Annotated in this window: 21 protein-coding genes and 1 other annotated feature; of the genes, 18 read left to right on the top strand and 3 right to left on the bottom strand. The window is 39.7% G+C overall.

What is annotated here, in order from left to right:
- The first annotated feature begins 14 nt into the window (after window positions 1–14).
- The 7 genes from MKX72_RS13915 (at window position 15) to MKX72_RS13885 (ending at window position 7,157) form a co-directional block, all read left to right on the top strand.
- Window positions 15–191 carry a hypothetical protein gene (locus MKX72_RS13915; protein ID WP_156830718.1) on the top strand — a complete coding sequence of 59 codons (177 nt, stop codon included), beginning with the start codon at window positions 15–17 and terminating at the stop codon, window positions 189–191.
- Window positions 192–454: 263 nt separating this feature from the next.
- Window positions 455–760 (top strand): PTS sugar transporter subunit IIB, encoded by a 306-nt coding sequence (locus MKX72_RS13910; protein WP_025751577.1) that lies wholly within the window; start codon window positions 455–457, stop codon window positions 758–760.
- A gap of 11 nt (window positions 761–771) precedes the next feature.
- Entirely contained in the window at window positions 772–2,118 is a 1,347-nt protein-coding gene (celB, locus tag MKX72_RS13905; protein ID WP_034268651.1) for a PTS cellobiose transporter subunit IIC, read from the top strand.
- A gap of 38 nt (window positions 2,119–2,156) precedes the next feature.
- On the top strand, window positions 2,157–3,485 hold the full coding sequence (locus tag MKX72_RS13900) for a 6-phospho-beta-glucosidase (protein ID WP_048019128.1): 1,329 nt from the start codon (window positions 2,157–2,159) through the stop codon (window positions 3,483–3,485).
- Between the two features lie 98 nt (window positions 3,486–3,583).
- The gene (locus MKX72_RS13895) at window positions 3,584–4,492 is read left to right on the top strand and encodes a phosphotransferase (protein WP_155008023.1); all 909 of its coding nucleotides are present in this window, start codon (window positions 3,584–3,586) and stop codon (window positions 4,490–4,492) included.
- Window positions 4,493–4,571: 79 nt separating this feature from the next.
- Window positions 4,572–6,278: a TcaA NTF2-like domain-containing protein gene (locus MKX72_RS13890; protein ID WP_155008024.1), complete on the top strand. Its 1,707-nt coding sequence runs from the start codon at window positions 4,572–4,574 to the stop codon at window positions 6,276–6,278.
- A 210-nt stretch (window positions 6,279–6,488) separates the two neighbouring features.
- Window positions 6,489–7,157 carry a hypothetical protein gene (locus MKX72_RS13885; RefSeq protein WP_033579271.1) on the top strand — a complete coding sequence of 223 codons (669 nt, stop codon included), beginning with the start codon at window positions 6,489–6,491 and terminating at the stop codon, window positions 7,155–7,157.
- A 90-nt stretch (window positions 7,158–7,247) separates the two neighbouring features.
- Here the strand turns inward: MKX72_RS13885 and MKX72_RS13880 are convergent, their stop codons facing one another.
- Entirely contained in the window at window positions 7,248–8,207 is a 960-nt protein-coding gene (locus tag MKX72_RS13880) for a patatin-like phospholipase family protein (RefSeq protein ID WP_155008025.1), read from the bottom strand.
- Window positions 8,208–8,716: 509 nt separating this feature from the next.
- On the opposite strand from MKX72_RS13880, the gene MKX72_RS13875 reads away from it, so the two are divergent.
- The 4 genes from MKX72_RS13875 to ileS all read left to right on the top strand — a co-directional run bounded on the left by MKX72_RS13875 (window position 8,717) and on the right by ileS (window position 16,534).
- Window positions 8,717–10,141, top strand: a complete 1,425-nt coding sequence (locus MKX72_RS13875; protein WP_308012823.1) for a sunset domain-containing protein — start codon at window positions 8,717–8,719, stop codon at window positions 10,139–10,141.
- Window positions 10,142–10,476: 335 nt separating this feature from the next.
- Window positions 10,477–11,358 carry a phosphorothioated DNA-binding restriction endonuclease gene (locus MKX72_RS13870; protein ID WP_155008027.1) on the top strand — a complete coding sequence of 294 codons (882 nt, stop codon included), beginning with the start codon at window positions 10,477–10,479 and terminating at the stop codon, window positions 11,356–11,358.
- A 214-nt stretch (window positions 11,359–11,572) separates the two neighbouring features.
- A complete protein-coding gene (locus MKX72_RS13865; protein WP_155008028.1) occupies window positions 11,573–12,922 on the top strand; it encodes an FAD-binding oxidoreductase in 1,350 nt (449 codons plus the stop codon).
- Between the two features lie 218 nt (window positions 12,923–13,140).
- Window positions 13,141–13,383, top strand: a binding site (T-box leader).
- 52 nt (window positions 13,384–13,435) lie between these two features.
- Window positions 13,436–16,534, top strand: coding sequence for an isoleucine--tRNA ligase (ileS, locus tag MKX72_RS13860; RefSeq protein WP_155008029.1), 3,099 nt, complete (start codon window positions 13,436–13,438; stop codon window positions 16,532–16,534).
- Between the two features lie 42 nt (window positions 16,535–16,576).
- Here ileS and MKX72_RS13855 read toward each other — a convergent pair whose 3' ends face one another.
- Window positions 16,577–17,080 (bottom strand): immunoglobulin-like domain-containing protein, encoded by a 504-nt coding sequence (locus MKX72_RS13855; RefSeq protein WP_155008030.1) that lies wholly within the window; start codon window positions 17,078–17,080, stop codon window positions 16,577–16,579.
- A gap of 108 nt (window positions 17,081–17,188) precedes the next feature.
- Between MKX72_RS13855 and MKX72_RS13850 the strand changes: the two genes are divergently transcribed.
- The 3 genes from MKX72_RS13850 to MKX72_RS13840 all read left to right on the top strand — a co-directional run bounded on the left by MKX72_RS13850 (window position 17,189) and on the right by MKX72_RS13840 (window position 18,857).
- Window positions 17,189–17,896: a Type 1 glutamine amidotransferase-like domain-containing protein gene (locus tag MKX72_RS13850; RefSeq protein ID WP_155008031.1), complete on the top strand. Its 708-nt coding sequence runs from the start codon at window positions 17,189–17,191 to the stop codon at window positions 17,894–17,896.
- Window positions 17,897–17,980: 84 nt separating this feature from the next.
- Complete coding sequence (locus MKX72_RS13845) at window positions 17,981–18,565, top strand: hypothetical protein (RefSeq protein WP_028413033.1); 585 nt, start codon at window positions 17,981–17,983, stop codon at window positions 18,563–18,565.
- A 55-nt stretch (window positions 18,566–18,620) separates the two neighbouring features.
- Window positions 18,621–18,857 carry a hypothetical protein gene (locus MKX72_RS13840; protein ID WP_226313298.1) on the top strand — a complete coding sequence of 79 codons (237 nt, stop codon included), beginning with the start codon at window positions 18,621–18,623 and terminating at the stop codon, window positions 18,855–18,857.
- 57 nt (window positions 18,858–18,914) lie between these two features.
- On the opposite strand, the gene MKX72_RS13835 is transcribed toward MKX72_RS13840, so the two are convergent.
- Window positions 18,915–19,580: a cupin domain-containing protein gene (locus tag MKX72_RS13835; RefSeq protein ID WP_155008032.1), complete on the bottom strand. Its 666-nt coding sequence runs from the start codon at window positions 19,578–19,580 to the stop codon at window positions 18,915–18,917.
- Window positions 19,581–19,811: 231 nt separating this feature from the next.
- Here MKX72_RS13835 and MKX72_RS13830 point away from each other — a divergent pair, with 231 nt between their 5' ends.
- The 4 genes from MKX72_RS13830 (at window position 19,812) to MKX72_RS13815 (ending at window position 24,554) form a co-directional block, all read left to right on the top strand.
- Window positions 19,812–20,642: a glycosyl transferase family 2 gene (locus MKX72_RS13830; RefSeq protein ID WP_155008033.1), complete on the top strand. Its 831-nt coding sequence runs from the start codon at window positions 19,812–19,814 to the stop codon at window positions 20,640–20,642.
- Window positions 20,643–20,781: 139 nt separating this feature from the next.
- Window positions 20,782–21,666: a superoxide dismutase gene (locus MKX72_RS13825; protein ID WP_016764472.1), complete on the top strand. Its 885-nt coding sequence runs from the start codon at window positions 20,782–20,784 to the stop codon at window positions 21,664–21,666.
- 562 nt (window positions 21,667–22,228) lie between these two features.
- Window positions 22,229–22,786 carry a 3D domain-containing protein gene (locus MKX72_RS13820; RefSeq protein ID WP_014459735.1) on the top strand — a complete coding sequence of 186 codons (558 nt, stop codon included), beginning with the start codon at window positions 22,229–22,231 and terminating at the stop codon, window positions 22,784–22,786.
- 280 nt (window positions 22,787–23,066) lie between these two features.
- Window positions 23,067–24,554: a DHA2 family efflux MFS transporter permease subunit gene (locus MKX72_RS13815; protein WP_028413037.1), complete on the top strand. Its 1,488-nt coding sequence runs from the start codon at window positions 23,067–23,069 to the stop codon at window positions 24,552–24,554.
- Window positions 24,555–24,582: the final 28 nt, after the last annotated feature.

The following is a 24,582-nucleotide window of genomic DNA, read 5'->3' as shown; positions in this document are numbered from 1 at the left end:
AGAGCTTGCAAAGTGTGAAGCTACAGCCGCATACAGGTCCTGACGAACAGCTAGAAAGATCGTACAAAGGAAAAGAAAGTGATCAGATATATGCGCTTTCTCTTGCAGATAATATAAGTATACAACAAGTAACCATCTCATACCGCCACCTAGGAATCTCACATCAGGAGACAATTTCTACTGGGTTATAATAAGGATCGATAAGCAGCTTACCTAGATGGGTGAGCTGCTTATCTTTTTTAAGAATCTACCACAATTCAATTTGATTTACAATCCCTTTCTCTCTTAATTTAAAGAATATTCAAACAATATTTTTCCGTTACCAAAGGAAAAATATTGCGTTTAATTGAAAGCGTTTTCAATATATAGTGAAGGTAACAAGAAAACATCCATAAGTGAGATACTTATCTCACTTATGGATGTTAATCAATCAATGATCAAGGGGGAATTGGAAATGAATATTTTACTATGCTGCGCAGCAGGGATGTCTACAAGTTTGTTAGTGACTAAAATGGAAAAAAGCGCAAAAGAAAAAGAGACAACGTGCAAAATCTGGGCAGTGCCAGGAGACGCGGTTAGAAATCATATTGATGATGCAGACATTTTACTTTTAGGTCCGCAAGTGCGCTACTTGCTTCCTCAAATGAAAAAGTTAGGAGAGGAAAAAGGAATTCCAGTAGAGGTTATTAATCCGGTTCATTACGGAATGTGTAACGGAGAAGAAGTGCTAAAATCTGCTGAGCAGTTAGTTTCGAAATAGGAGGGAATCAATTGAGCAAAATGAATCGTGTACTTGAAACATATATTATGCCGCTTGCTGGAAAAGCTGCTCAGCAGCGTCATCTTCAAGCATTACGAGACGGTATGGTCCTGACAATGCCGCTTATTATTATCGGTTCACTTTTCTTAATTTTAGCCAATTTGCCTTTTCAAGCCTACACAGATTTTTTAACAGAACATCCTAAGCTAAAAGCAAGCATTTTATACCCGTACCGAGGAACGTTTGAAATTATGGCTTTAGTAGCTACGTTCGGGATTGCCTATCGCTTAGCAGAATCGTATAAAGTGGATGCACTTGCTTCAGGCGCAGTGTCTTTAGCTGCTTTCTTTGTCGGTACACCTTTTGTTTCGTATACGATTGGAGAAAACGCAGATGGAACGGCTATGGTCGAAACAGCTTACCAAACGGCGATGTTCACGAGTAAAGGTCTTTTTGTGGGGATGGTCATAGCTGTTATCGCCACAGAAGTTTACCGGAAGATTATTCAAAAAAATATTGTGATTAAGCTTCCAGAAACTGTTCCGCCAGCTGTCGCTCGTTCATTTTCAGCTTTAATACCAGGATTTGGCGCTGTAATGGTTATATGGGCGCTGCGTTTGCTTGTAGAAAACGTCGGAGACTTCGGGAATTTACATAATGTCGTGACGGTTTTACTGCAGCAGCCTTTAACTCATATTGGTACAAGCTTAGTCGGTACGATTCTGATTTTTATCTTAATTACTCTTATGTGGAGTACGGGGCTACACGGTGCGACGATTGTTGGTTCTGTCATGACGCCTGTATGGCTTACGCTAACAACGGAAAACGCAACCGCTCTTGCTTCTGGTGAGCCAGTGAAGCATATTGTAACGAATGAATTTAACGATATTGTGTTTGTGGGAGGGTCCGGCACTACGCTTTCTCTTGTGCTGGCGATGGTGCTGTTTGCGAAAAGCCAGCAAATGAAGCAGCTAGGAAGATTAAGCATCGGACCGGGCTTCTTTAATATTAACGAACCTGTTATTTTTGGAATGCCTATCGTATTAAATCCGATTATGATTATTCCGTTTATTTTAGCACCCCTTCTATCGGTCATCATTACGTATGTATCGATGGATATCGGCCTCGTTGCAAAGCCAATAGGCATTGTAACGCCGTTTACAATGCCGCCGGTGATTAGCGGCTACTTAATTACAGGAAGCATATCAGGGGCTGTTCTGCAGCTTGTGCTAATGGTGGTATCGTTTGGCGTCTATTTTCCATTCTTTAAAATGTGGGACAAACAAAAACTTATAGAAGAAACCGGAGCTTCTATAGATCGTTCACCGGTAAAAGAAGAACAGCAAAGTGTTGTATAACGTATTTTAAAATCATTCATTATAGCGGAGGGATTGAAATGACAAAAGGAATTAAAATTGTAACCATTGGCGGAGGTTCAAGCTATACGCCGGAGCTTGTCGAAGGATTTATTAAGCGCTATGACGAGCTGCCTGTACGAGAGCTTTGGCTAGTAGATGTAGAAGAAGGAAAAGAAAAGCTAGAGATTGTTGGAAACCTAGCAAAACGAATGGTTGAAAAAGCAGGAGTACCAATTGATATTCATCTTACGCTGGATCGAAGAAAAGCGTTAAAAGATGCCGACTTTGTCACTACACAATTCCGCGTAGGATTGTTAGACGCAAGGATGAAAGATGAACGAATTCCGTTAAAATACGGCGTGATTGGGCAAGAAACGAATGGACCGGGCGGATTATTCAAAGGGCTGCGCACAATTCCTGTGATTTTAAGTATTGTTAAAGATATAGAAGAACTGTGTCCAAATGCGTGGCTTGTAAACTTTACAAATCCAGCTGGTATGGTGACAGAAGCCATTTTACGCTATAGCAATCATAAAAAAGTAGTGGGCTTATGCAACGTGCCAATCGGTATTCGCATGGGGATTGCTAAAGCACTAGAAGTAGACGAAAGCCGCGTACAGGTGAGCTTTGCCGGGTTAAATCATATGGTCTTTGGATTAGATGTCTTTTTAGACGGAGTGAGCGTGAAAGATCAAGTGATTGACGCCATGGCAGACCCGACGAATGCGATGTCTATGCGAAATATCAAAGGAGTTTCATGGGATCCTGACTTTATTAAAGGCCTAGGAATTATTCCATGCGGCTATCACCGCTATTATTATAAAACAAACGAAATGCTGCAAGAAGAGCAAAATGCAGCTGAGCTCGAAGGTACGCGAGCTGAAGTAGTGCGCGCGTTAGAAAAAGACTTATTTGAGCTCTATAAAGATCCTAATCTTGCAATTAAACCGCCTCAGCTTCAAAAGCGAGGAGGCGCGTACTACAGTGATGCTGCATGCAGCTTAATTTCATCTATCTATAATGATAAAGGCGATATCCAGCCTGTAAATACCATTAACAATGGGGCAATTGCCAGCATTCCAAATGATTCTGCTGTTGAAGTGAGCTGCGTGATTACAAAAGAAGGGCCAAAGCCAATTGCAGTTGGTGATTTACCTGTAGCTGTTCGAGGACTTGTGCAGCAAATCAAATCTTTTGAACGCGTTGCAGCCGAAGCAGCGGTTACAGGAGATTACAATACCGCGCTTGTTGCAATGACAATCAATCCGTTAGTCCCGTCTGATACTATTGCCAAGCAGCTCTTGGACGAAATGTTAGACGCGCATAAATCTCATTTACCGCAGTTTTTTAACTCGGTGAATGTCTAATACGTATAGTGAAAAAACCTTTGACAACGAGTCAGAGGTTTTTTCACTTTTGTAGTATACTTTACATACAAACTAAACGTTAAAGAAAGGTGATCACAGTGCCAAATGCATGGGATGCAGAACAAATTGTATCAGCACCGCTTGCCAAAACGCTAATCGAGACGCAGTTTCCAGAACTTGCGCCCGCTACAATTTCGCTGCTTGGCTACGGCTTTGACAATACGGTTTATCAAGTAAACGACCGGTTTGTTTTCCGGTTTCCTAGACGAGAACTCGCAGTGAGACTACTAAAAACGGAAAACCGGCTTTTACCAAGCCTTGCTTCTCAGCTGCCGCTATCCATTGCCGAACCCATTTTTTTCGGTAAGCCGAATGCAGTCTATCCTTGGCCGTTTATGGGCTATCACTACGTGCAAGGAACTCCACCTGCACGATTAACAGAAGAAGAACGCATACAATCCGCTTCTGTACTAGCAAGGTTTCTTCGCACGCTGCATCACTATCCGTATTCAAAAGCGCAAGAGCTTGCTGTTCCATTTGATAAATTAAATAGATTGGATATGATGAAGCGAAAGCCGGTGTTAGAAAAGTATGTCAAGCAAATGAAGGAGCGTAATCTTTATTCAAAACAAGAGATTCTTGAAGACTATGTAAATGACATACAAGAAATTCACTATCAAGAAAAACATGTACTAGTTCACGGAGATCTTCATATTAAAAACATGATTGTTAATCAAACCAATATGGTTTCAGGCATCATTGACTGGGGAGATGTTCATATAGGTCACCCAGCAGTCGACCTAGCGATTGCCTATAGCTTCCTACCATCTAAAGGAAGAGCTCGTTTTTTCAAAGAATACGGAGAAGTAGATGAAGAAACGCACAGGCTTGCAAAATGGAAAGCCGTATTTACAACCGTAGTGCTTGTGGCACATAGCTACGATCAAGGAGATAAACAAACGCTAGAAGCGGCTCTAGAAAGCTTGAACCTTATCTTTCAAGAGTAATAAAACTGTAATAAAATTTCTGTTAAATTCCTGTATAGTTAAAAAAGGATAAAAATAAAAACAACAGGTGAAGCAAACGATGAATACAAGCCACTGGAATGAATCAGCAGCACATTTACTAGAAAGGTGGATACAGCTATATAAAGAAAAGGAATCTCTTATTGAAGAAACGGAATCTTTAAACATGCTAAAAGAAGAAGTAGACGGGATGGATAAAGAAAAATTTCTCTCCATAGTAGAACGTCATCTGCAGAAACTGTATGACGAACTGGAAAAAGAACGGACAGAGTACAATATGAACAACAGTGAATATACAATGGTGACGTTTCTTTCAAGCGACTATCCGGAGTACATAAACAAGCGTCAAAGCAATATGAAACAGATTGAACAAAGCATACATAGAAGTGTTACAGAGCTTTTCGGAAAAGAACTTTCTTCCGAAGCGGATATGGTGGCGTTTAGAAATGACTTTTTTCAACTAACAGAAAAACATGCTAACACGTCATCGTTAAAAGAAATGAAGGAAAACTGGAATACGTATTTGTCAGCGTTCGTTGACTTTCAAAAAAAGCATGAACATGTAAAACAAGCGACAGCCACAGTACTCGAAGAAGACAAGAGTTTAAAGCAAGAATGGCATCAGCTAAGCAAAAATAAAGTAGTGACCAAACAAAAAACGACCGCCTTTCGCACAAAGCAGCATGAGCTAAATGAAAGCATTCGAAAAGCCACGACTGCACAAAAACAGTTACTCGAACTGCACTGGCCGGATGTTCGCAGTCAGTTTGATGCGCTACAAGAAAAAATGAGCGGAAGTCTTTCTACCGTGCTGAAAGAAACGGAACGCAGTATGGAAGTGATTAGCCAAAACGATGCAAATGAACATGCCAAGTTAAAGCAATCACTTACCGACCTACATGCAGTCCACAAAGTCGACGCTCATCAAACGTGGTTAGCGGCTTTTATTAAAAAATCACGACCATTTTTTAACGAACTGAGTGAAGATATAAAGGATACTCGGTGTCAAGAGCTATGGAACCGAATTTACGGCATGTATAAAGGAATAGCAGTAAACGAGTTTATTGTTGCATATGAAGAATTTTTAGCGCTTCAGCCGCTTGCCAGTGTAAAAAGCACGGAAATACCAAAGCCATTAGCTCGGTTAAAGGTAGATATAGAACCTGTTACACTGCCATCCTACGCAGACTTTCCCGTGCTCAAAAAGCAGCAATCATCACGGCGCACTTTTCCTATTTTAATAGGAGCCGCTATCGTCCTTGTCTTATTAATGACGATTGTATATATGAATCATGACAATCAAACGGCAGAAACAAGCTCAGATATAAAAGAAGCGCCCAGCACGAAGCCGTTAAAAAATGAAGATGTCAAACCAGATTCTGTAAGCAAAACGGAGCTTGAAAACTTTTTTATCTCCTATAAAGCTGCTTACTTTTCAAGTTTAAACAGCGGAGACTTTAGTGGGATGGCACCCTATATCGACTCGAATCAGCCAGTGTATAAACAGTTAAAAAGCTATATCACATCACTCGCCGGCAAAAACGTATCGTTTGCTAACGATCAATTTTTAGTGACAAAAACAGAGTCACATGATGACGGAACCTACAGCATTTATACAAACGAAGTGTACACGTTCACTGATTCATATGACGCGAGCACGCAGTTTAAAAAAGAACGAATTTATCATGTGAAAGCTGCTGGCAAAGACAAACTTCAAATTACTAAAATTGATACGTTAACAGATGAGCAGAAGCCGGTGGAAGAGTGAATGGTTTCTGAGAGATTATGAACAACCGCTAGTTCCTTTTTGGAGCTAGCGGTTGTTGTGGTTGGAGGCGACTTTTCCTTTTTTGGTAGAGTGGTAGCGACTATTTGTGAGTCTTTCATTCATTAAGCTCATGTCTCTCCTAGTATAAGTGTGGTAGTATCGAACATGTATAAAATATAGGTCGTAACATAAGTAAAAGGAGGTGCTATGATGAAAAAACGCACAAAAATAGTTAGTGCAGTCATTGCTGGAGCTACTATTTTAATAGGAGGTATATGGATGGGAAATGAAACCCGTTATCCAAACGTCCCCGCTTTTAATGATCACTTTACACGAGAATTTTTAGAAAAAGATAAAAAAGTAGATGATGGATTTTATGAGTTTAAATCGAAGACAGGGCAGTATACGATGTGGTTTCCAGAGGAGTATCAGTTAATTCATGAAAATAAAGAAGACTACTCTCTCAATGGAAATGCTTATGAGCGATGGGTGGCTTCTTCGGAAAACTCCTTTAATAATAAAAATGGAATTTCATACATAAACGTAGAACTGGCAGAGAAGGTAAAAGAAAATGAGGAGGTAAATGTAGAGAGTCTGTTCAAAAAGAACCTACATGTGAATCAACCAAAAAAGATAGAAACAGCGCATATCAGTATATATTACGATTCAGCATATACATATTTTAAAGGAACTGAAGAAAAAGTTGTAAAGAACAATATCAAGTATGTTCCAAATACATATGTAGCATATATAGCAGATGAAAATACGGATAAAGTAATCGAGCTTTATTACAAATACACTGGAGATCATTTAACAGAGAAACAAGGGGAAAAACAAGAAAAATTCATTTTTAAAATGCTGAAAAGCGTAAAGTTCTAATATCTAATAGGGGAAATAGGCAAGAATGAAAAAGGAATTCGTGTTCATAAAACAACAAATTCCCTATTTCAATACTCTTCTCAAAAAACATTAGCAATTCCAGTTTTTTTCAATGAAATGAAATGCAGGCCGTAAATTTGTTTTATTAGCAATTGAAATAAGAGCGGGAACAACCGAAGGATCTGTTTTAGAGAAATTAGGAATCCGCGGATTTAACCGGAAAAACTGATCGCCTAAAAGCTCAGAGCTGACCATTGATTCATAGTAGCTCGATCCACCAGAGATAATCTGAAGAAATGGCAGCAAGGGTTCATTAGGAGACCGGTCTAAAAGCACTCCCCAATTTGGCGGAAGGTCCTCCATATCTTCAGGTCGTATGTTATCGGCACTAACCATTCCCCATCCCTTGGTATCTCTTCTTAATTGAGTGGGCTGCTCACCTGTTCCGATGGACAATACGGCAATTTGATCCAACGGCTGCTTTGCTTTTCCCACTGCAAACGCGATACTAGCTGTACTGGTATTAGTTGCTACTGTATACCCATCCACGTAGTTTTGATAAGCTCTTTGCGTTGCGGGAGCAGCGCTGCTCCTAAGTATTACGTCACTCGCTTTTTCATTAAGATAAGGGGAGTCAGGAAAGTTATGAAATAACACAGGATTCCAACGGTTCAGCTCCGGTGAAAATAAGTGAAAGGATGGCACAACAATTCGTTTCTTTAAGTCTCTAAGGCGAAGGTCTCGGGGGAAAAACGTTCGTATGGCTTTAATAAAACCAGAATAGGGTAGTTGTTGGTTAAAAACAGGTCCGCCCGGTCGGGAAACGCTGAACGCCGGTAAGATGTGATCTTTGAAAAACTGAAACGTCTCTTCTGGTGATCTTCCGCTTGCTAACGCAAGAGCAGTAAATGAACCAATTGAATTTCCTGAAAAAACATTGGTTTTACTAATTAACTCTGGGTTTCGGTGAGCCAATCTATTCAGAAGCTGTAAACTTAAAGCACCTAAAGTACCGCCTCCATCAAAGGTCATAATCCGATATTTTGTCAAAGGTGATTTCTCCTTTCAAATTTCATGAGACGTATCATTCTGTATATATTTATTTTATGTGTTGTAGAGGTATGATTATCTCTTTTACCGCTCCTTTAGAAGCCAGGTTATGTAGATGAACATTCTTAGAAATAAATAAAGACTCTAACGAACCAAACCATCGGCTAAATCTTAGCCGATGGTTTTATTTGAGTAGATGTTGTTAATAAGGAACATTTCCTTGCTTAATTACAAAAATAAGAACAAGAAAGAGTATGAAAATGGAAATGAAGCTGAAAATATTATACTCATAACATTTCGTTCCTTCTTTTAATCTTTTCATTCCCTTTATAAGTGCAGGTCAAATCTAAAATAGCCCTTTTAAAGAAATTAAAGGAAATATAATACCCGTTTATACAACATTTTATTGTAAGATAGATTAGTTGCATATGAATCGAATATTAGTAGGTCCACACTAACTTATCTATTTTTAGTGTAAGGAATCAAGAAAGAGTGAGGGAAAGGTCAAAATGTCTAAGACAAGGTATAAGAACCAAAAAGAATCCAATGAAGCAATTGCAAAAGCTTATATAGAGAACAATTATACAAATAGTCAAAATAAGCTGTTGCTAGTATCAAAAGCTAATTACGGGAAAAGAAGTTCAAATGTATGTTACTCGGCAGTAGACGATAAAGGTATGAATTTTTATGAATTTAACAACAACGCTGAACAGAATTTAATGTTAATTGAGCGGTATGAATGGGCTGATTTCTCTAGCGTTACAATTGACCATAGCATTGCAAAATCAGTATTTACATTTGTAGGTCATGGTGAAAATAGAGATATTACAATAGAGGTAAAAGGAAAGGAAGTAGAGCAAGTTATTCGTAACCACTCTTCTATGGAAGTTAACGTAGTAAAAAGACCTGTCTGGACTAAGGTATTAGGATATCGTTCACAGACAACTTGGAAAATGTTTATGGCTTCTACTGTTTACACCTTAATTCTTTTATTCATATTACATCCCTTATTACCAGCAGCTACTCATAATTTTATTATGGGACTAGCTTTACTAATTCTGTTTTTAAGCATCACAGGCTTATTTGTTGGATTAATAAAGCCAAAGTGGGTATTGCCTAAATTTAAAATCAAAACAAGAAAACGTGTATTATTTTCTTATCTATATTTAATTATTAGTTGTTTTTTTATTGCTGTAGCTTTTACAGATGGAGAATCAACTTCTACCCCTGCTTCAACTCAAGTAAGTTCTTCGCAAAACAGCGTCACTGTTTCATCTAAAAAAGATGGTGCTGATAGCAGCAAGCAAAAAGTTGAAAAGAATGATAGTGATAAAACAGCAAAAGAAGAGAAAAGACAAAAAGCTGAGGAGCAAGCAGTAAAAGAAGAAGCAAAACAAAAAGCTGAGGAGCAAGCGGCAAAAGAAGAAGCAAAACGAAAAGCTGAAGAACAAGCAGCAAAAGAAGAAGCAAAACAAAAAGCTGAAGAACAAGCAGCAAAAGAAGAAGCAAAACAAAAAGCTGAAGAACAAGCAGCAAAAGAAAAGGCAGAACAAAAAGCTCAGGAGCAAGCGGCAAAAGAAGAGGCAGAACGAAAAGCTCAAGAGCAAGCGGCGAAAGAAGAAGCGGAACGAAAAGCTGAGGAGCAAGCTGCAAAACAAGAAGCAGAGCGTAAAGCTCAACAACAAGCAGCTAGTCAACAGTCTACACCTAGCAGTTCTACTAGCAACAGTGGAAATTATAAGCCATTTGAAAATGATCCGAGTGATGATCAACAGTCTAATATGTCTTGTTCGGGACAAATCAAAGGTAACAAAAATTCGAAAATTTACCATGTACCTGGCGGAGCTTATTATGATAGAACTCAAGATAATATTGTTTGGTTCTGTTCAGAAGCGGATGCACAGGCAGCTGGGTATAGAAAATCCCAACGATAAAGATATTTATGCAACCTTTAAAAGCTCTCCTATATGTTTCTTGGAGAGCTTTTTTCTTTGTGAGAGATTATTTAATGTAGGTATTAAAGGCGCAGAACGAGTAAGTTTTAAAAGCAGAGAAGATATGAAAAAAGAATTCTTTAAATAAAACAACTTGGATAAGAAAGCTTAAAGTAGCGTTTTGTAAACGCGTCTGCAAATAAAGTTCCCTTGCTCATCTGATGCTGTCATATAATAGAATTAGCTATTATACTTACATTTATTAATACTTTTTCAAAAACGGTCTTAGCTCTAAGGTTTTAAATAGTTTTATAGATGGGAGTTAAAGCAAGCTTATGAACAGAGACGAAGTACTTCAAAAAATAAAGAACTTAAACATCTGGAAAAAAAGGGATCAAAGAGCTCCGCACAAACCATTGTTGATACTGTATGCCCTAGGTCAGCTACAGACCAAGCAACGAATGCACCTGCCGTATAGCGAGGTGAAAATCCCTTTAAAAGAGCTGCTTATGGAGTTTGGACCTTCTCGGAGTTCCTACCATCCAGAGCATCCTTTTGTTCGTTTGACAGGAGATGGAATATGGGAGCTAAGCGAAGAAGTTGATAAGCGTAGCTTTACAGATAAATATTTACTGAGTACAAATATAGTAGGCGGTTTTAGACAAGATGTTTATAACCTTTTTGCAAATGATCCTACGCTGCTTCAAGACGTCGCGCAATTTTTATTAAATGAGCATTTTCCGGATACGATCCATGAAGATATATTAAGAGCCGTAGGCTTGGATTTTGAAACACAGTTAAAGAGAAGAAGAGATCCAAAGTTTCGAGAGAAAATTCTTCAAGCTTACGGATATAGCTGCGCTGTTTGTGGGTTTAACGTTCGTCTTGGACATAATTTAGTTGGTGTAGAGGCCGCTCATATTAAGTGGCATCAAGCGGGAGGACCAGATATTGAAAGTAACGGAATCGCGTTATGTTCAATGCATCATAAATTATTTGATCGAGGAGTTTTTACTTTTTCAGATCATAATGAGCTCTTAGTGGCAACTCAAGCACACGGCACAAATGGATTTGAAGAGTGGCTTATGAAATTTCACGGACAAAAGCTTAGAGATCCGATTCATCCGGCGTATCAGCCGAATGAAGATTTTCTTGGGTGGCATGTTAGAGAAGTGTTTAGAGGACCCGCTAGATATCAAGCAAGTGATATAAATTGATTTTTGCACATGATAGATTGCTATGTTTATACTTAGGAAGTAATTTACATATAGTGGCGTCATTTAAAATACGTTAAAAATAAATTAGCACACTTATCCAGAACCCCTCCGGTAAGTTTTCTACTCTCTTTTTCCTCCCTTTAAACTGTGTGTCTTTTCTGAAGAAAATTCATAGGATATAGCATCTTATCTGTATTAAGAAAGGGGTTATATCGTGGAGGAAACAAAGCTTACTGGACGAATCGTTACACCTGATGATGTGGAATATGATCAGGCTAGAACAAATAATAATTTAGGTGTGCCTAAATTTCCGAGAATAATTGTATTTTGTCAGAATACAAACGATGTAGTAAATGCATTGAAATGGGTAAAGGAAAATCATGTCCCATTTCGAATAAGAAGCGGTAGGCATAGCTATGAAAATTTTTCATTAGTAAACGGTGGATTAGTGATTGATGTTAGTGAAATGGATAGAATCACGTTCAACTCTAAAGACATGACAGCGAAAATAGAAGCAGGAGCTAATCTAGGGAAAGTATATAATGAATTATGGAAAAAAGGAACGACTATCCCTGCAGGAACGGAAAGCAGTGTTGGTCTTGTAGGCCTTGTGCTTGGCGGAGGAATTGGGATGTTATCAAGGCTGTTTGGGCTTACCTGTGATAATTTGGTTGAAGTTGAAATGGCGATCGTAAATGAACAGAGAGAAGTTGAACTCATTAAGGCAAATAAAAATCACAACAGTGATCTCTTTTGGGCGTGTTGTGGCGGCGGGGGCGGAAACTTTGGTATTGTTACGTCTCTTACCTTTAAGGTGCAGCCTATTTCAAAGGTGTCAATCTTTTCAATTACATGGGAATGGGAAGATTTCGAAGCTGCTTTTGATGCATGGCAGCACTGGGCCACAAATACCGATAAGCGCTTAACTTCGGAGATTGAGTTAAAATCGAAAGAAGCGAATCAGATTATTGCTCAAGGTGAATTCGTTGGTTCATCATTCAAGTTAAAGGAACTTCTGCAGCCTTTAATAGATGTTGGGTGTCCTAAAAAAGTAGTAATAAAGGAAGTTTCATATATTGAAGCTGTACAATTTTTTGACGATCCGAGCGGAAACCAACCCGCCCCTCGAAAAAGGTCAGGTTCTTTTCTTAATAAACCTTTTCCAAAAGACGCTATTTTAACAATGAAGCATTTTTTAGAAAATGCTCCGAATGAAAAATCTAGTATTTGGCACCAATCTCTCGGGGGAGCAGTAGAGGAAGTTGCCTCTAATGAAACGGCCTTTTATTATAGAGATGCTGTTACCGCACAGGAGTACCTTGCTACATGGAGCCATCCTTCAGAAGAGCGAGTAAACATTCGATGGATTGAAGACTTAAGGAATGCTTTATCGAGATATACAACTGGAGATTATGTGAACTGGCCGGACCGGCTCATCAGAGATTGGCCAACGGCGTATTATGGAGAGAATTTTAAAAAGCTTCGAGAAGTGAAACGAGCATATGATCCGTGCAATCTATTTCATTTCCCTCAGAGCATTCCGCCGTTTATTAACTGGTTTTAAAAAGCGTCTTTCAAGTCGGAGAGCCAAATAATACCCACCTTAAATGAGGTGGTTTTTTGTGTATATTTCCTTTTCCTGAGAGCGTGAAAAAGGCAGCAAACAGTGGTAAGCAGTTATTTTATCAATAGATGGCTACGTTATACGGAGAAACATACATAAATATCATAAACATTGACATTCCCTTCCAAACCGCATACAATAGCTACTAATAAAAGCACACAAATTCGTTGAAGAGAATCAGTACGCTGCAAGTTTGTTCCACAGAGAGCTGGTGATAGCTGAAAGCCGGTGTTCAAGCTGCAGGGGAATATCCTCTCTGAGAAGTCAAACTGAACTATAAGTAAGTTTGAACGGTAGTCTACCGTTAAAAAGAACGCGTATGATTGTACGTTGCTGAGTGCTATTGATGAACGGATCAATAGAAGCCAGGGTGGTACCGCGGTTTAAAACCCGTCCCTAGTCATAGGGACGGGTTTCTTTGTGTGCTTTTAACTTTAAAAGGAGTGGTATCACATGAAAGAAGTGAATGTAAGGGAGTCTTCGCAAGAGCGCGAACAGCGTATCCAGCAGCAGTGGCAAAAAGGAAATGTGTTTCAGCAGTCGGTTGAAAACCGAGAGGGGCATCCTTCGTTTGTATTTTATGAAGGACCTCCAACAGCAAACGGTTTGCCTCACGTTGGGCACGCGCTAGGCCGGACGATTAAAGACGTGGTGGCTCGTTATAAAACGATGACGGGGCATCAAGTGATCCGAAAAGCAGGCTGGGATACGCACGGACTACCGGTAGAGCTCGGTGTCGAAAAGCAGCTCGGAATTTCAGGGAAGCATGACATTGAAAAATACGGCGTAGAAGCTTTTATCAACAAGTGTAAGGAAAGTGTGTTTGTGTATGAAAAGCAGTGGCGCACGTTCACGGAGCAGCTTGGCTATTGGGTTGATATGGAAGACCCTTACATCACCTTGGAGAATTCATACATTGAAAGCGTATGGAACGTGCTTGGCACGATTCATGACAAAGGACTTCTTTATAAAGGCCACCGCGTATCACCTTACTGCCCGAGCTGTCAAACGTCGCTGAGTTCGCATGAAGTAGCGCAAGGGTATAAAGATGTAAAAGATTTAACGGTAACGGTGAAATTTAAAGTGAAAAACCGCGATAATGAGTATTTTTTAGGGTGGACGACAACGCCTTGGACGCTTCCGTCAAACGTGGCGCTTGCGGTGCATGAAGAGATGAACTACGTTCGCGCTGAGCAAGGCGACAGCGTGTATATAGTGGCAGAAGCGCTCGCAGACAAAGTGTTAAAAGGAGAATATAGCGTTTTATCTCATCATAAAGGAAATGAGTTAAAAGGAATGTCGTATGAGCCGCCGTTTAATTTTGTGAACGTTGAAAAAGGTCATGAAGTCGTAACGGCTGATTACGTAACGGATCAAAGCGGAACAGGAGTTGTTCATTTAGCACCTGCTTACGGCGAAGATGATTACAGAGTTGTAAAAGAAAACGGCTTTTCATTTGTGAACGTAGTGGATGAAAAAGGACAGTACACGTCTGAAGTGCCGCCTTTTCAAGGACGTTTCGTGAAAGACTGCGACGTTGATATCGTTCGTTATTTAGCAAACGAAGGCGTGCTGTATCATAAAGAAAAGCATGAGCACAGCTATCCGTTTTGCTGGCGATGCGACTCGCCGCTTCTTTATTACGCAAATGAAAGCTGGTTTATCCAAACGACGGCGTTAAAAGAACAATTTTTGAAAAATAATGAAAGCGTGAAGTGGTACCCGGATCATATCAAGTACGGTCGCTTTGGCAACTTTTTGGAAAATATGGTGGACTGGAACATCAGCAGAAAGCGCTACTGGGGAACGCCGCTGAACGTATGGGAATGCGAAGAATGTCAGCATCAAGTAGCTCCAAAAAGCATCAAAGAGCTTCAGAAACATGCGTCTCATTCCGTGGATGACAGCATTGAACTTCATAAGCCATATGTAGATGACGTGCAGCTAACGTGTCCGGTCTGCAGCGGAGAAATGAAGCGAACGCCGGAAGTGATTGACGTTTGGTTTGACAGCGGGTCGATGCCGTTTGCACAGTATCACTATCCGTTTGAAAACAGCGAGCTGTTTCAAAAGCAGTTCCCGGCAGACGTTATCGCAGAAGGAATTGATCAAACGCGCGGCTGGTTTTACAGCTTGATGGCAGTTTCAACGCTGTTTACAGGAAAAGCACCGTATAAGCGCGTTTTGTCTCTTGGTCACGTCTTAGATGAAAACGGTCAAAAGATGTCTAAAAGTAAAGGAAATGCGCTAGACCCTGTTGATCTTATTCATACATTTGGTGCTGATGCGCTTAGATGGGCGCTTTTAGCAGACAGTGCACCTTGGAATCCGAAGAAATTTTCAGAGCGTGTCGTGCAAGAAGCGAAGTCAAAAGTCATTGATACACTTGTGAACGTGTACGGCTTTTACGTGCTGTACGCTAAGCTTGACGGCTATGATCCGGAGCAAACGTATGAATTAAAAAAAACAAAATTGGATGAGTGGATTCTTTCGCGTTTGCACAGCACGGTCAAGCGCGCAACAGTACATCTTGAAGATTACGGATTTACAAGCGCGGCTCGTGAAATCGCTGTATTCATTGAAGAGCTAAGCAACTGGTATGTGCGACGTTCCCGCGATCGCTTTTGGTCAGAAGGAATGGACGGAGAAAAAGCAGCAGCTTACGATACGCTTCATGAAGTACTAGTGACATTAAGTCAACTATTAGCCCCGTTTACGCCGTTTGTTGCGGATGATGTTCATGAAAATCTAACAGGGAAAAGCGTTCATTTAGCAGACTATCCTGTGTATGATCAAACCAAAGTGAATGAAAAGCTGGAAAAAGAAATGGCAGTGGTACTGCAAGTAGTTGAGCTAGGCCGAAGCATCCGAAATACGCATTCGTTAAAAGTAAAGCAGCCTCTGCAAAGTCTTTCACTTGTGGTAACGGAAGAAGATGTAGAGTGGGAAGCATACCATGATGTCATCAAAGATGAGCTTAATGTAAAGAACTTTAACGTGGAGCAAGACGACGACAAACTTGTTTCATACGTATTAAAACTTGATTTTAAACAGGCTGGGCCAAAGTTCGGGAAACAAGTTAATGAGGTCAACCAAGCGCTGAAAAACCTTTCAGAAGAGAAAGGGAAAGAGTTTGTTGAACAAGGCAAGCTGAGTGTTACGCTTGCTTCAGGAGAAAACCTAACGCTTGAAACGGCAGACGTACTCGTTGAAAAAGTGCCAAAAGAAGGTTTTGCAGTTGCATCCAACGGCACGTACACTGCGGTGTTGGATACGGCTTTAATCGAAGAACTCGTGCAGGAAGGAGTCGCTCGTGAAGTAATTCGAGCGGTTCAAGATTATCGCAAAAAGCTGGATTTACCCGTGAACTTACGTATTGATTTGGAACTTAGCGGAGACGAAGAAGTGAAGGAAGCCGTTGCGAAGTTTGAAACGCTGCTTCAAGAAAATCTTCTGCTGCACAGTCTCAGTGTGAAAGAAGCCATCAAAAACGGAGAGACGGTAAAAGTCGGAACAAAGCAAGTTACGCTTCGTGTTTTAAATCAGAACTGATAAAAAGCACTTACCTCATAGCAGGTAAGTGCTTTTTTACCTTTAATCAAACTGTCCGAGAACATTTTTAAGACTCGGCCAAACGATTTCAAAAGGAGCCGCTAGTACATACTCTTTTCCGTTTTCATCTTTAAAGTGTTGAACAAAACGATATTTTCCTACTTTGTAGTTAGGAGTTGCGATATCTAGTTTGAGTGATTTTCCTGGCTTCAGCGTGACGGTTTTATCAGGGAACTCTAATCCGTTTAGCACAACTTCGTACCACTTGCCGTCTTTTAAGTGATCCGCCGTATTTTCATAAGGAATTGTTAAGGTATGCGTCGAATTGTTTTGGATAACAAAAAAGCCAAACTGCGTTTTATCGTATTTTTCGCTTACAGCAGATAGCGTAATAGTTCTCCCGTCAATGCTTATGGAAGAAGGAATGTTTTTTTCTTGTTTGGGTCCTAGTTCCATTTTTTGACCGTTATAATCGATATAGCCAAAGATACAAAACAAGATAATAAAAATGCCTAGTATTAGTAAAAGTGTTCGTACTATTTTCAAGAGCTTTGCACCACCTTTTTATCACTCTTCCATTATACGGAAAACTTCTTGTTTGAAATAGTATGAATTTACATTTCCTGTATCACTTTTTTGAAAGGAAGAATTGAAATGAGACAAATTATAGCCATGGGCGGCGGAGGTTTTTCGATGGAGCCGGATAACTTGCTTCTGGATCAATACATACTTTCACAAGCTCAGGTAGATATGCCAAAAATCTGTTTTATCCCTACAGCCAGCGGAGATGCCGATAATTATATAGAAAGGTTTTATGAAGCGTTTGAGGAGTTGGTATGTACACCGTCTCATTTATCGCTGTTTGCACGAAACTTTATAGATTTAAAAGCATATGTGCTGCAGCACGATATTTTGTATGTAGGCGGCGGTAATACAAGGAATATGCTTTCTTTATGGAAAGAGTGGGGACTTGATACAATTCTAAAAGAAGCTTATAAAAAAGGAATAATCTTAGCAGGAATAAGCGCAGGTTCGATTTGCTGGTTTGAAGAAGGCGTCACCGATTCAATGAACAATAAACTGTCTAAAATCGACTGTTTAGGATTTTTAACGGGCAGCAACTGTCCTCACTACGACGGAGAAAGCAATCGAAGACCTTCGTATCATGAGTTAATGGCAAGCAGGGAAATGAAAGAAGGCTACGCTGTAGATGACGGAGTCGCGCTGCATTTTAAAGATGAGAAGCTATCCGCGTCAGTTAGCTCAAGGGCAACAGCAAAAGCGTACGCTGTTGATCGAAAAGCGAGCAAAATCATTGAACGTGAACTCCTGGTGACCTATTTGGGTGATCACAAGCAATAAATGGCCGCTTTCCATGTTTCTCTGTATAAAATGGAGCTTATTCGTACATACATAAGCAGAGACTCTATATAGGAGGTTACTTCAGTGAGTTATGAACGATACTGGGGACACATACATGAACAAAGCGATAAGCTGCAGGAGTTATTATCGTCGTATTGGCATCAGTATTCAGATTTTGGAAACTGGCAGTTTTGGGTGGTGCTTGCTTCGCTCGTTCTTCCTCTTGTGTTGTTGTATTTTACCGTAGATCGGACGAGGATCTTTGAGGTGTTTTTCTTCGGTTACACAGTGCACATGCTCTGGGCATATATTGATATTGCACTTGGGAGAAGCGGTCATTTAACGCACACGTTTTTTTTAACGCCGCTGCTTCCGAACGCAACGAATATTACCGCTTCTATTTTGCCGGTAGGCTTTCTGCTGCTTTATCAATATTGTACGAATCACCAAAAGAATTTTTATCTGTATACAATTCTGCTGAGCGCTGTTTTTTCATTTGGGCTAGCCCCTCTTGAACACCATTTTAAATTTATTGATTCAGGAAAAGGAATGAGCTTGTTTTATATTTTTCTGATTGATATAGGAATAACGTTAGTAGCGTATTGGGTTACAAGGCTGCTCGTAAAAGCAAAAGCCGCAGCCTATCGTAAAGTAGAAAAAGAACGCTGAAAAAATGTTTTAAAATGAGTAGTTAAGGGTATACATACATTTAATATAAATTGAGGTGAAGAAATTGTATTACTACCGCATTTCAGAAGGGCAAGGCGAAACGTACTCTGAAACAATTGTTATTCATGAAGAACAATTTGATCAAGGTACATTTGAAAAAATGGTGAAAGAAGCGATGGTCGATAAGCCTGGCAAAATCGATCAAGTGGACATTGTGAAATATTTAATTGGACATTATCATTTCCAAGTTGCATATATTGAAGCCGCTTTTCACAGTACATATACAGATTAATAACGTTATGTATTCGTTAAAAAACCCCGTTGCACTGGCAGCGGGTTTTTTTTGTCTCTACCAATATCGATAGTGATAGGGATTTTGAGGAGAGTAATAAGGATTTTGAGGCGGAGGATACGTATAAGTAGGCTGCTGGTGGTGTACAGGGCCTACTTGTTTTTTCTTTTTATAGTGTTCTTTTTCTCCGCATTCGTCCGTTGGTCCAATCACGATGGTTTGATTTTTTAGCGGAGCCAGCGTTTCCTTTAGCTGCTCCGGATCCAAGCAGTACGTGTGAGCAAGGACTTCAATAGGCGTTTTATTTAAAATGTCCGATCCAAAAATATATTCCGGGTAAGGGGCGTCAAAAATGGCAAGTAAATGCGTATTGTCTTCAGACGCAATTTCCCAGTGCCACCAGCCTTGAGGGATATTGGCTACTTGACCGGGAGTAATCGGAATATTTGTGACTTCGTTGTTAAACGGATCGATTAATGAAACGACGGCTGAGCCTGAAATGCAGTAGACAAGCTCAGCGGCATTTTGGTGATAGTGCGGTTCGACTACGCGGCTTTTGCTTAAGTAAATATCAAGTAATGATACATTTCCTAATGTGTTGAGCACATCCCGGCCCAATCGGTTAATGTAATTTTGATCGTTTCGCGTATTAAGTCTGTTTTTGTTCACATCAGAAAAGTATTGTACGTTTGGATTATTGTAATCCATATAGGGCGTTGACAAGGGTCTCCAGCTCCTATCCTTGAATTTTTTATGATGCTGTATCGTATGTAGAGAGTTTTATTTCGTGACAGAAGCCTAGGAGGATATGTAGGTAAGGCCTATTTTTGATAACGTGTACAAACATTTGTCCACTGATTTTCATACACTGTAACAGGTTCTTTTTTTACAGAGCCATGATCAATGTCAGACGCATAAGACGGATCATTTTAAGGAAAGTGAGTTGCAGAGCTGTTGCTTGATCAATATGAAAAGATAACTAGTACGTATGAAAAGCTGGATGAACTTCAGCTGCCGTTTGATAAGCCCATTTTAGTAGGAGTCGAGTGGAACGGAGTGCTGTTTGAGTTTTTAGTAAGGCTGAAAAAAGAGTCTTCTCATTTGCTTGTGTTTGGTTCAGGAGGAGGAGCAAGTCAAGAAATGCCGGCAGGTCCTCCATATTTTCAGCGCCATTCGTGGATGAATGAATTCCAAGATTCAATTATTTATTATAACGATCCTACGCTTTATTTAGGAAAGGTGTCGCTTGCGTGGGGGCAAGGGACAAGCGACCGTTTTTATTTAAAAGACATTGCGGTTTTAATTGAAAAGTTCATGAAAAAAGTACAGGTGAGTTCGTCTAATGTGCTATTTTACGGATCTTCGGGCGGCGGCTTTATGTCAATGTTTTTAGCGGGGTACGTAAAAGGAGCAAAAGCGCTTGTCAATAATCCGCAGACTTGCTTAACCAAATGGCTAAAAACACCGGTTCAACAGGTGTTTAATTTATCTTATCCTAACCTCACAGAAGATGAAGTGATCGCCTCATACGGTGAGCGAATTAACGTAGTGAAGTTTTTTCGCCATATTAACTATGTGCCAAAGGTGTATTACTTGCAAAACGGGGCGTTTGAATACGATATGAACAATCACTTGCTGCCGTTTCTAACGGATTTGCAGGATATGCCAGACGGCTGTGAAATTAATAATATAAAAGTGGAGCTCTATTATAACCCGAAGTTGAAGCACGCAGCTGTTAGTAAGCAAGAAACGATTGATTATGTGAATATGGCGAAGAAGATATAAGAAAAAAGGCAAGAGTTTATCCTTTAAGGAGCTCTTGCTTTTTTATGTCGAATTTTCTACCTCAATAGATACAAGTAGGAAGTTATGTTGCTTTTTCTTTTGAATATGATAGTGAAGATGAGGTGTAAGGAGGGGAAGTATGGCCGATCAAGATGAGAGAAAAAGATACTTGATGGAAGTTCAGACCTGGCTTGAACAAGTATGTGATCCTGTATTTGAAGAAGCCATTACAGAAGTAGATATAACGTCATATATAACGCGCACGCAAGAAGACGTTCTTGAATATTTAAGCGAAGAAGATGTCAACGAATATACGTTAGAAGAAATCAATAATGCAGTGCGGCATATTGATAAAGTTTTAAAAGAGCGGCTTGGAGACGATGGCAGGGAGCGAGAATCGATAGCGCCAGGACAGCACGAGCTGCCGCCGCTTGGCTATAGCTATTCAGCTCTTGAACCGTATATTAACCGGGAAATTATGCGTCTTCATCACAGCAAGCATCACCAAAGCTATGTCGATGGATTAAATAAAGCAGAGCTCATGCTGCAGCAAGCACGTAACACAAACAATTTTGACCTCATAAAACATTGGGAACGGGAAGCTTCTTTTCATGGCTCCGGTCATTACTTACACACAATCTTTTGGGAGATTATGAGTCCAGAAGGAGGAGGACGACCGAGACGACAGCTGCTGCAGCAGCTTCAAAAAGACTTTGGCAGCTATGAGAAGTTTATGATGCACTTTTCTCAAGCCGCTAAAAAAGTAGAAGGTGTTGGTTGGGCAATCTTAGTATGGTCGCCGCGTTCCCGAAAGCTTGAAGTTCTGCAAGCTGAGCGCCATCAGCTTCTCACGCAGTGGGATACGATTCCGCTGCTTGTATTAGACGTATGGGAACACGCATATTATTTACAGTACAAAAATGAACGTGATCCATACGTTGATAATTGGTGGAAAATCGTTTACTGGCCGAATGTAGAAAAAAGGTTTGAGGCAGCTAGAATGCTTCAGTGGCAGCCGTATTAACAAGTATTGCAGGTATTTTAATTTCAAATAAAAAGGCTATGATAAAAGCATTTTAGTTGAAGGGAAATCCGAACGATGAATTGAGATTCTTGATGGAGAATCCAACGCGTTCGGATTTTTTTATTGTTATGGCGATCATCATGTATGTAGGTGCTTTTAGCGGTTGATTTTCGTGCAAGACGAAGACTCCCGCGGAAAGCGACGTCTTGCACGAAAATCAACCACGATGTAAAAAGTGATTTATATTAAGATCCTTTAACGTATTTATTAATTTTAAATAAACTATGTTCTAAATAACCAATTTAAAATAAAGTATAAGCCTCTAGAACCAGTTAAATGTTACAAATGAAATAATCTAATATAAATGTGTGTAAAAGCACCGTTATATGCCTAAATATGTATGTTTTTAAAATGTTAAGGTGATTAATTTACTAGTTTAAAAGGAAGAATATTTATTTTTACTGTAACTAAACTATCAAACTATTGACATGTTATTGAAATATAACTGTAATATTCATGTGTTATTTTTTATGTATTGGTAGATAAAGGGGAAATCAATTACATGAAAAAGACAATGATTACGTTCAGTTTAGTTCTAATGTCACTGTTCGGAGTGGCAAGTGGTGCATCAGCTGCAACAAATACATATACAGTAAAAAGCGGAGATTCGCTATACAAAATTGCAAAGACATACAAAGTATCGGTTAGTCAGCTGAAACAGTGGAATAACTTAAAGTCAGACAGCATTCATCCGAAACAAGTATTAAAAGTATCTCAAGTAAAATCAAGCACGCCTGCTAAAGCAGCGCCTGCGAAGTCTTCAAACGTTGTGAAAGAATTTAAAGTAACAGCAACAGCGTACACAGCGAACTGCAAAGGCTGCAGCGGAAAAACGGCGATTGGAATCGATTTGAAAAAGAATCCAAATCAAAAAGTGATTTCTGTCGATCCAAAAGTGATTAAGCTTGGTTCAAAAGTATACGTAGAAGGTTATGGCACGGCAATCGCAGCTGATACAGGCGGTGCGATTAAAGGAAATAAAATTGATGTTCTTCTTCCTTCTCAAAAAGAAGCGTTAAAATGGGGAAGAAAAACAGTAAAAGTTCAAATCTTAAAATAAGTATTCCTTAAAGAAATGAGAGCCTTCGTTGAAAGGCTCTCATTTTTTTCTTCATTAAAGGGCATCCTACTTTATATATACTGATGGAAAAGTTTTACGAAAATGATCATATTTGTTGACAAATATTTCGGAAACGGATATATTTATCCGGTATATAATTAAGTTCATTAAATATTCGTGACATAAATTAATAGAATGAACACATAAACTATATTCTTAACCTGTTTGTCATCTGAAGATTTACATACAGATAATTTTAAAAGGGAAAGGTCTTGTTAAAATGAATACACAAACACAACAGTCCGATCAAGCGCGAACTCGGTCTATTTTTGGCGTAATGATAATGGGAGCGCTCGTCGCTTTTTTAAATCAAACGCTAATTAACATTGCGCTTCCGCAAATGATGGATCATTTCCATGTAACGGCGGCTACGGGGAACTGGTTAACAACCATCTTTATGTTAGTAAACGGAATTGTTATTCCAATTACAGCATTTTTAATGAATCGATTTACGACAAGGCAGCTGTATATTACAGCAATGGGTCTGTTTACAGTAGGAACACTCCTTTGCGGTATCGCACCGACATTTTCTGTTATTTTAGTGGGACGCGTCGTGCAAGCTGCAGGAGCAGGAATTTTATTTCCGTTAATTACAAACGTTATTTTCACATTATTCCCGCCTGACCGACGCGGTTTTGCGATGGGGATTTTTGGAGTAGCGATGAACTTCGCGCCGGCAGTAGGGCCGACACTTTCTGGTTTAATCGTTGAGCACTACTCATGGCGTGTTTTATTCTTTATGATGTTTCCAATTGCACTTATCAACGTAATTGCGGCTATTATTTTAGTGAAAAACGTAACGGAAACAAGCCGACCTAAGCTAGACGTGCTTGGCGTTATTTTATCAACAATTGGATTTGGCGGCTTACTGTATGCGTTCGCTACGGGCGGTACAAAGGGCTGGACCAGCACTGAGGTATTAGCCATGTTCATTGTAGGCGGTATTTCAATTCTGTTCTTTATTTTCCGTCAGTTAAAAATCGATCAGCCGCTTCTTGAATTCCGTATTTTCCGTTACCGTATGTTCACGCTGACAACAATCATTAACGTGATTGTGACAATGGCAATGTTTTCAGGTATGATTTTAATGCCGATTTATATGCAAAACGTACGCGGCTTTTCACCGTTTCTTTCAGGATTGCTGCTACTTCCTGGGGGAATTGTAATGGGGATTATGTCTCCGATTACAGGAAGGCTGTTTGATAAGTTCGGCGCAAGATGGCTTGCTGTTATTGGTTTAGCAATTACCGTTGTGACAACATATGAATTAACAAAGCTTGAAACAACCACAACATTTATGTATGTCATGATTGTCTATACTGTTCGTATGTTTGGGATGTCACTGCTTATGATGCCGATCTTTACAGCTGGATTAAATGAGCTTGCGCTTAGCTTAAATAAATACGGTACCGCGATGGTTAATACGCTTCGAATGGTTGCCGGAGCTGTAGGAATGGCGTTCTTTGTATCCATTATGATGAATCAAGGTGAAAAACACGTGAAAAACATCGTAACGAATCAGCAAATTTTGCCGACAGATAAAGGCAGTATGGCTGAAGCTGTGAATCAAGGTACAGCAATGGGTATTAACGATGCGTTTATGATCGCAACGATTTTAAGTGTGATCGCGTTTGTTTTAGCCTTCTTTATTCGCAAAACATCACCAAAAGAAGATACCATTACAAATCGTGTAAAAAAAGCAAGCTAATAAAAAATCCGTGCCTTATATGGTACGG

The organism is Priestia sp. FSL R5-0597 (assembly GCF_038006305.1).
In the GTDB taxonomy this organism is placed as follows: Bacteria; Bacillota; Bacilli; order Bacillales; family Bacillaceae_H; genus Priestia; species Priestia zanthoxyli.
The sequence above is the reverse complement of the archived record's forward strand: the minus strand, read 5'-3'. Positions and strand labels throughout refer to the sequence as shown.

Coding starts and splice junctions, on each gene's coding strand:
- MKX72_RS13875 (WP_308012823.1), top strand. CDS start 8,717: ATGTCTAAGACAAGGTATAAGAACCAAAAAGAATCCAATGAAGCAATT.
- MKX72_RS13885 (WP_033579271.1), top strand. CDS start 6,489: ATGAAAAAACGCACAAAAATAGTTAGTGCAGTCATTGCTGGAGCTACT.
- MKX72_RS13890 (WP_155008024.1), top strand. CDS start 4,572: ATGAATACAAGCCACTGGAATGAATCAGCAGCACATTTACTAGAAAGG.
- MKX72_RS13850 (WP_155008031.1), top strand. CDS start 17,189: ATGAGACAAATTATAGCCATGGGCGGCGGAGGTTTTTCGATGGAGCCG.
- MKX72_RS13910 (WP_025751577.1), top strand. CDS start 455: ATGAATATTTTACTATGCTGCGCAGCAGGGATGTCTACAAGTTTGTTA.
- MKX72_RS13900 (WP_048019128.1), top strand. CDS start 2,157: ATGACAAAAGGAATTAAAATTGTAACCATTGGCGGAGGTTCAAGCTAT.
- MKX72_RS13870 (WP_155008027.1), top strand. CDS start 10,477: ATGAACAGAGACGAAGTACTTCAAAAAATAAAGAACTTAAACATCTGG.
- MKX72_RS13815 (WP_028413037.1), top strand. CDS start 23,067: ATGAATACACAAACACAACAGTCCGATCAAGCGCGAACTCGGTCTATT.
- ileS (WP_155008029.1), top strand. CDS start 13,436: ATGAAAGAAGTGAATGTAAGGGAGTCTTCGCAAGAGCGCGAACAGCGT.
- MKX72_RS13825 (WP_016764472.1), top strand. CDS start 20,782: ATGGCCGATCAAGATGAGAGAAAAAGATACTTGATGGAAGTTCAGACC.
- MKX72_RS13820 (WP_014459735.1), top strand. CDS start 22,229: ATGAAAAAGACAATGATTACGTTCAGTTTAGTTCTAATGTCACTGTTC.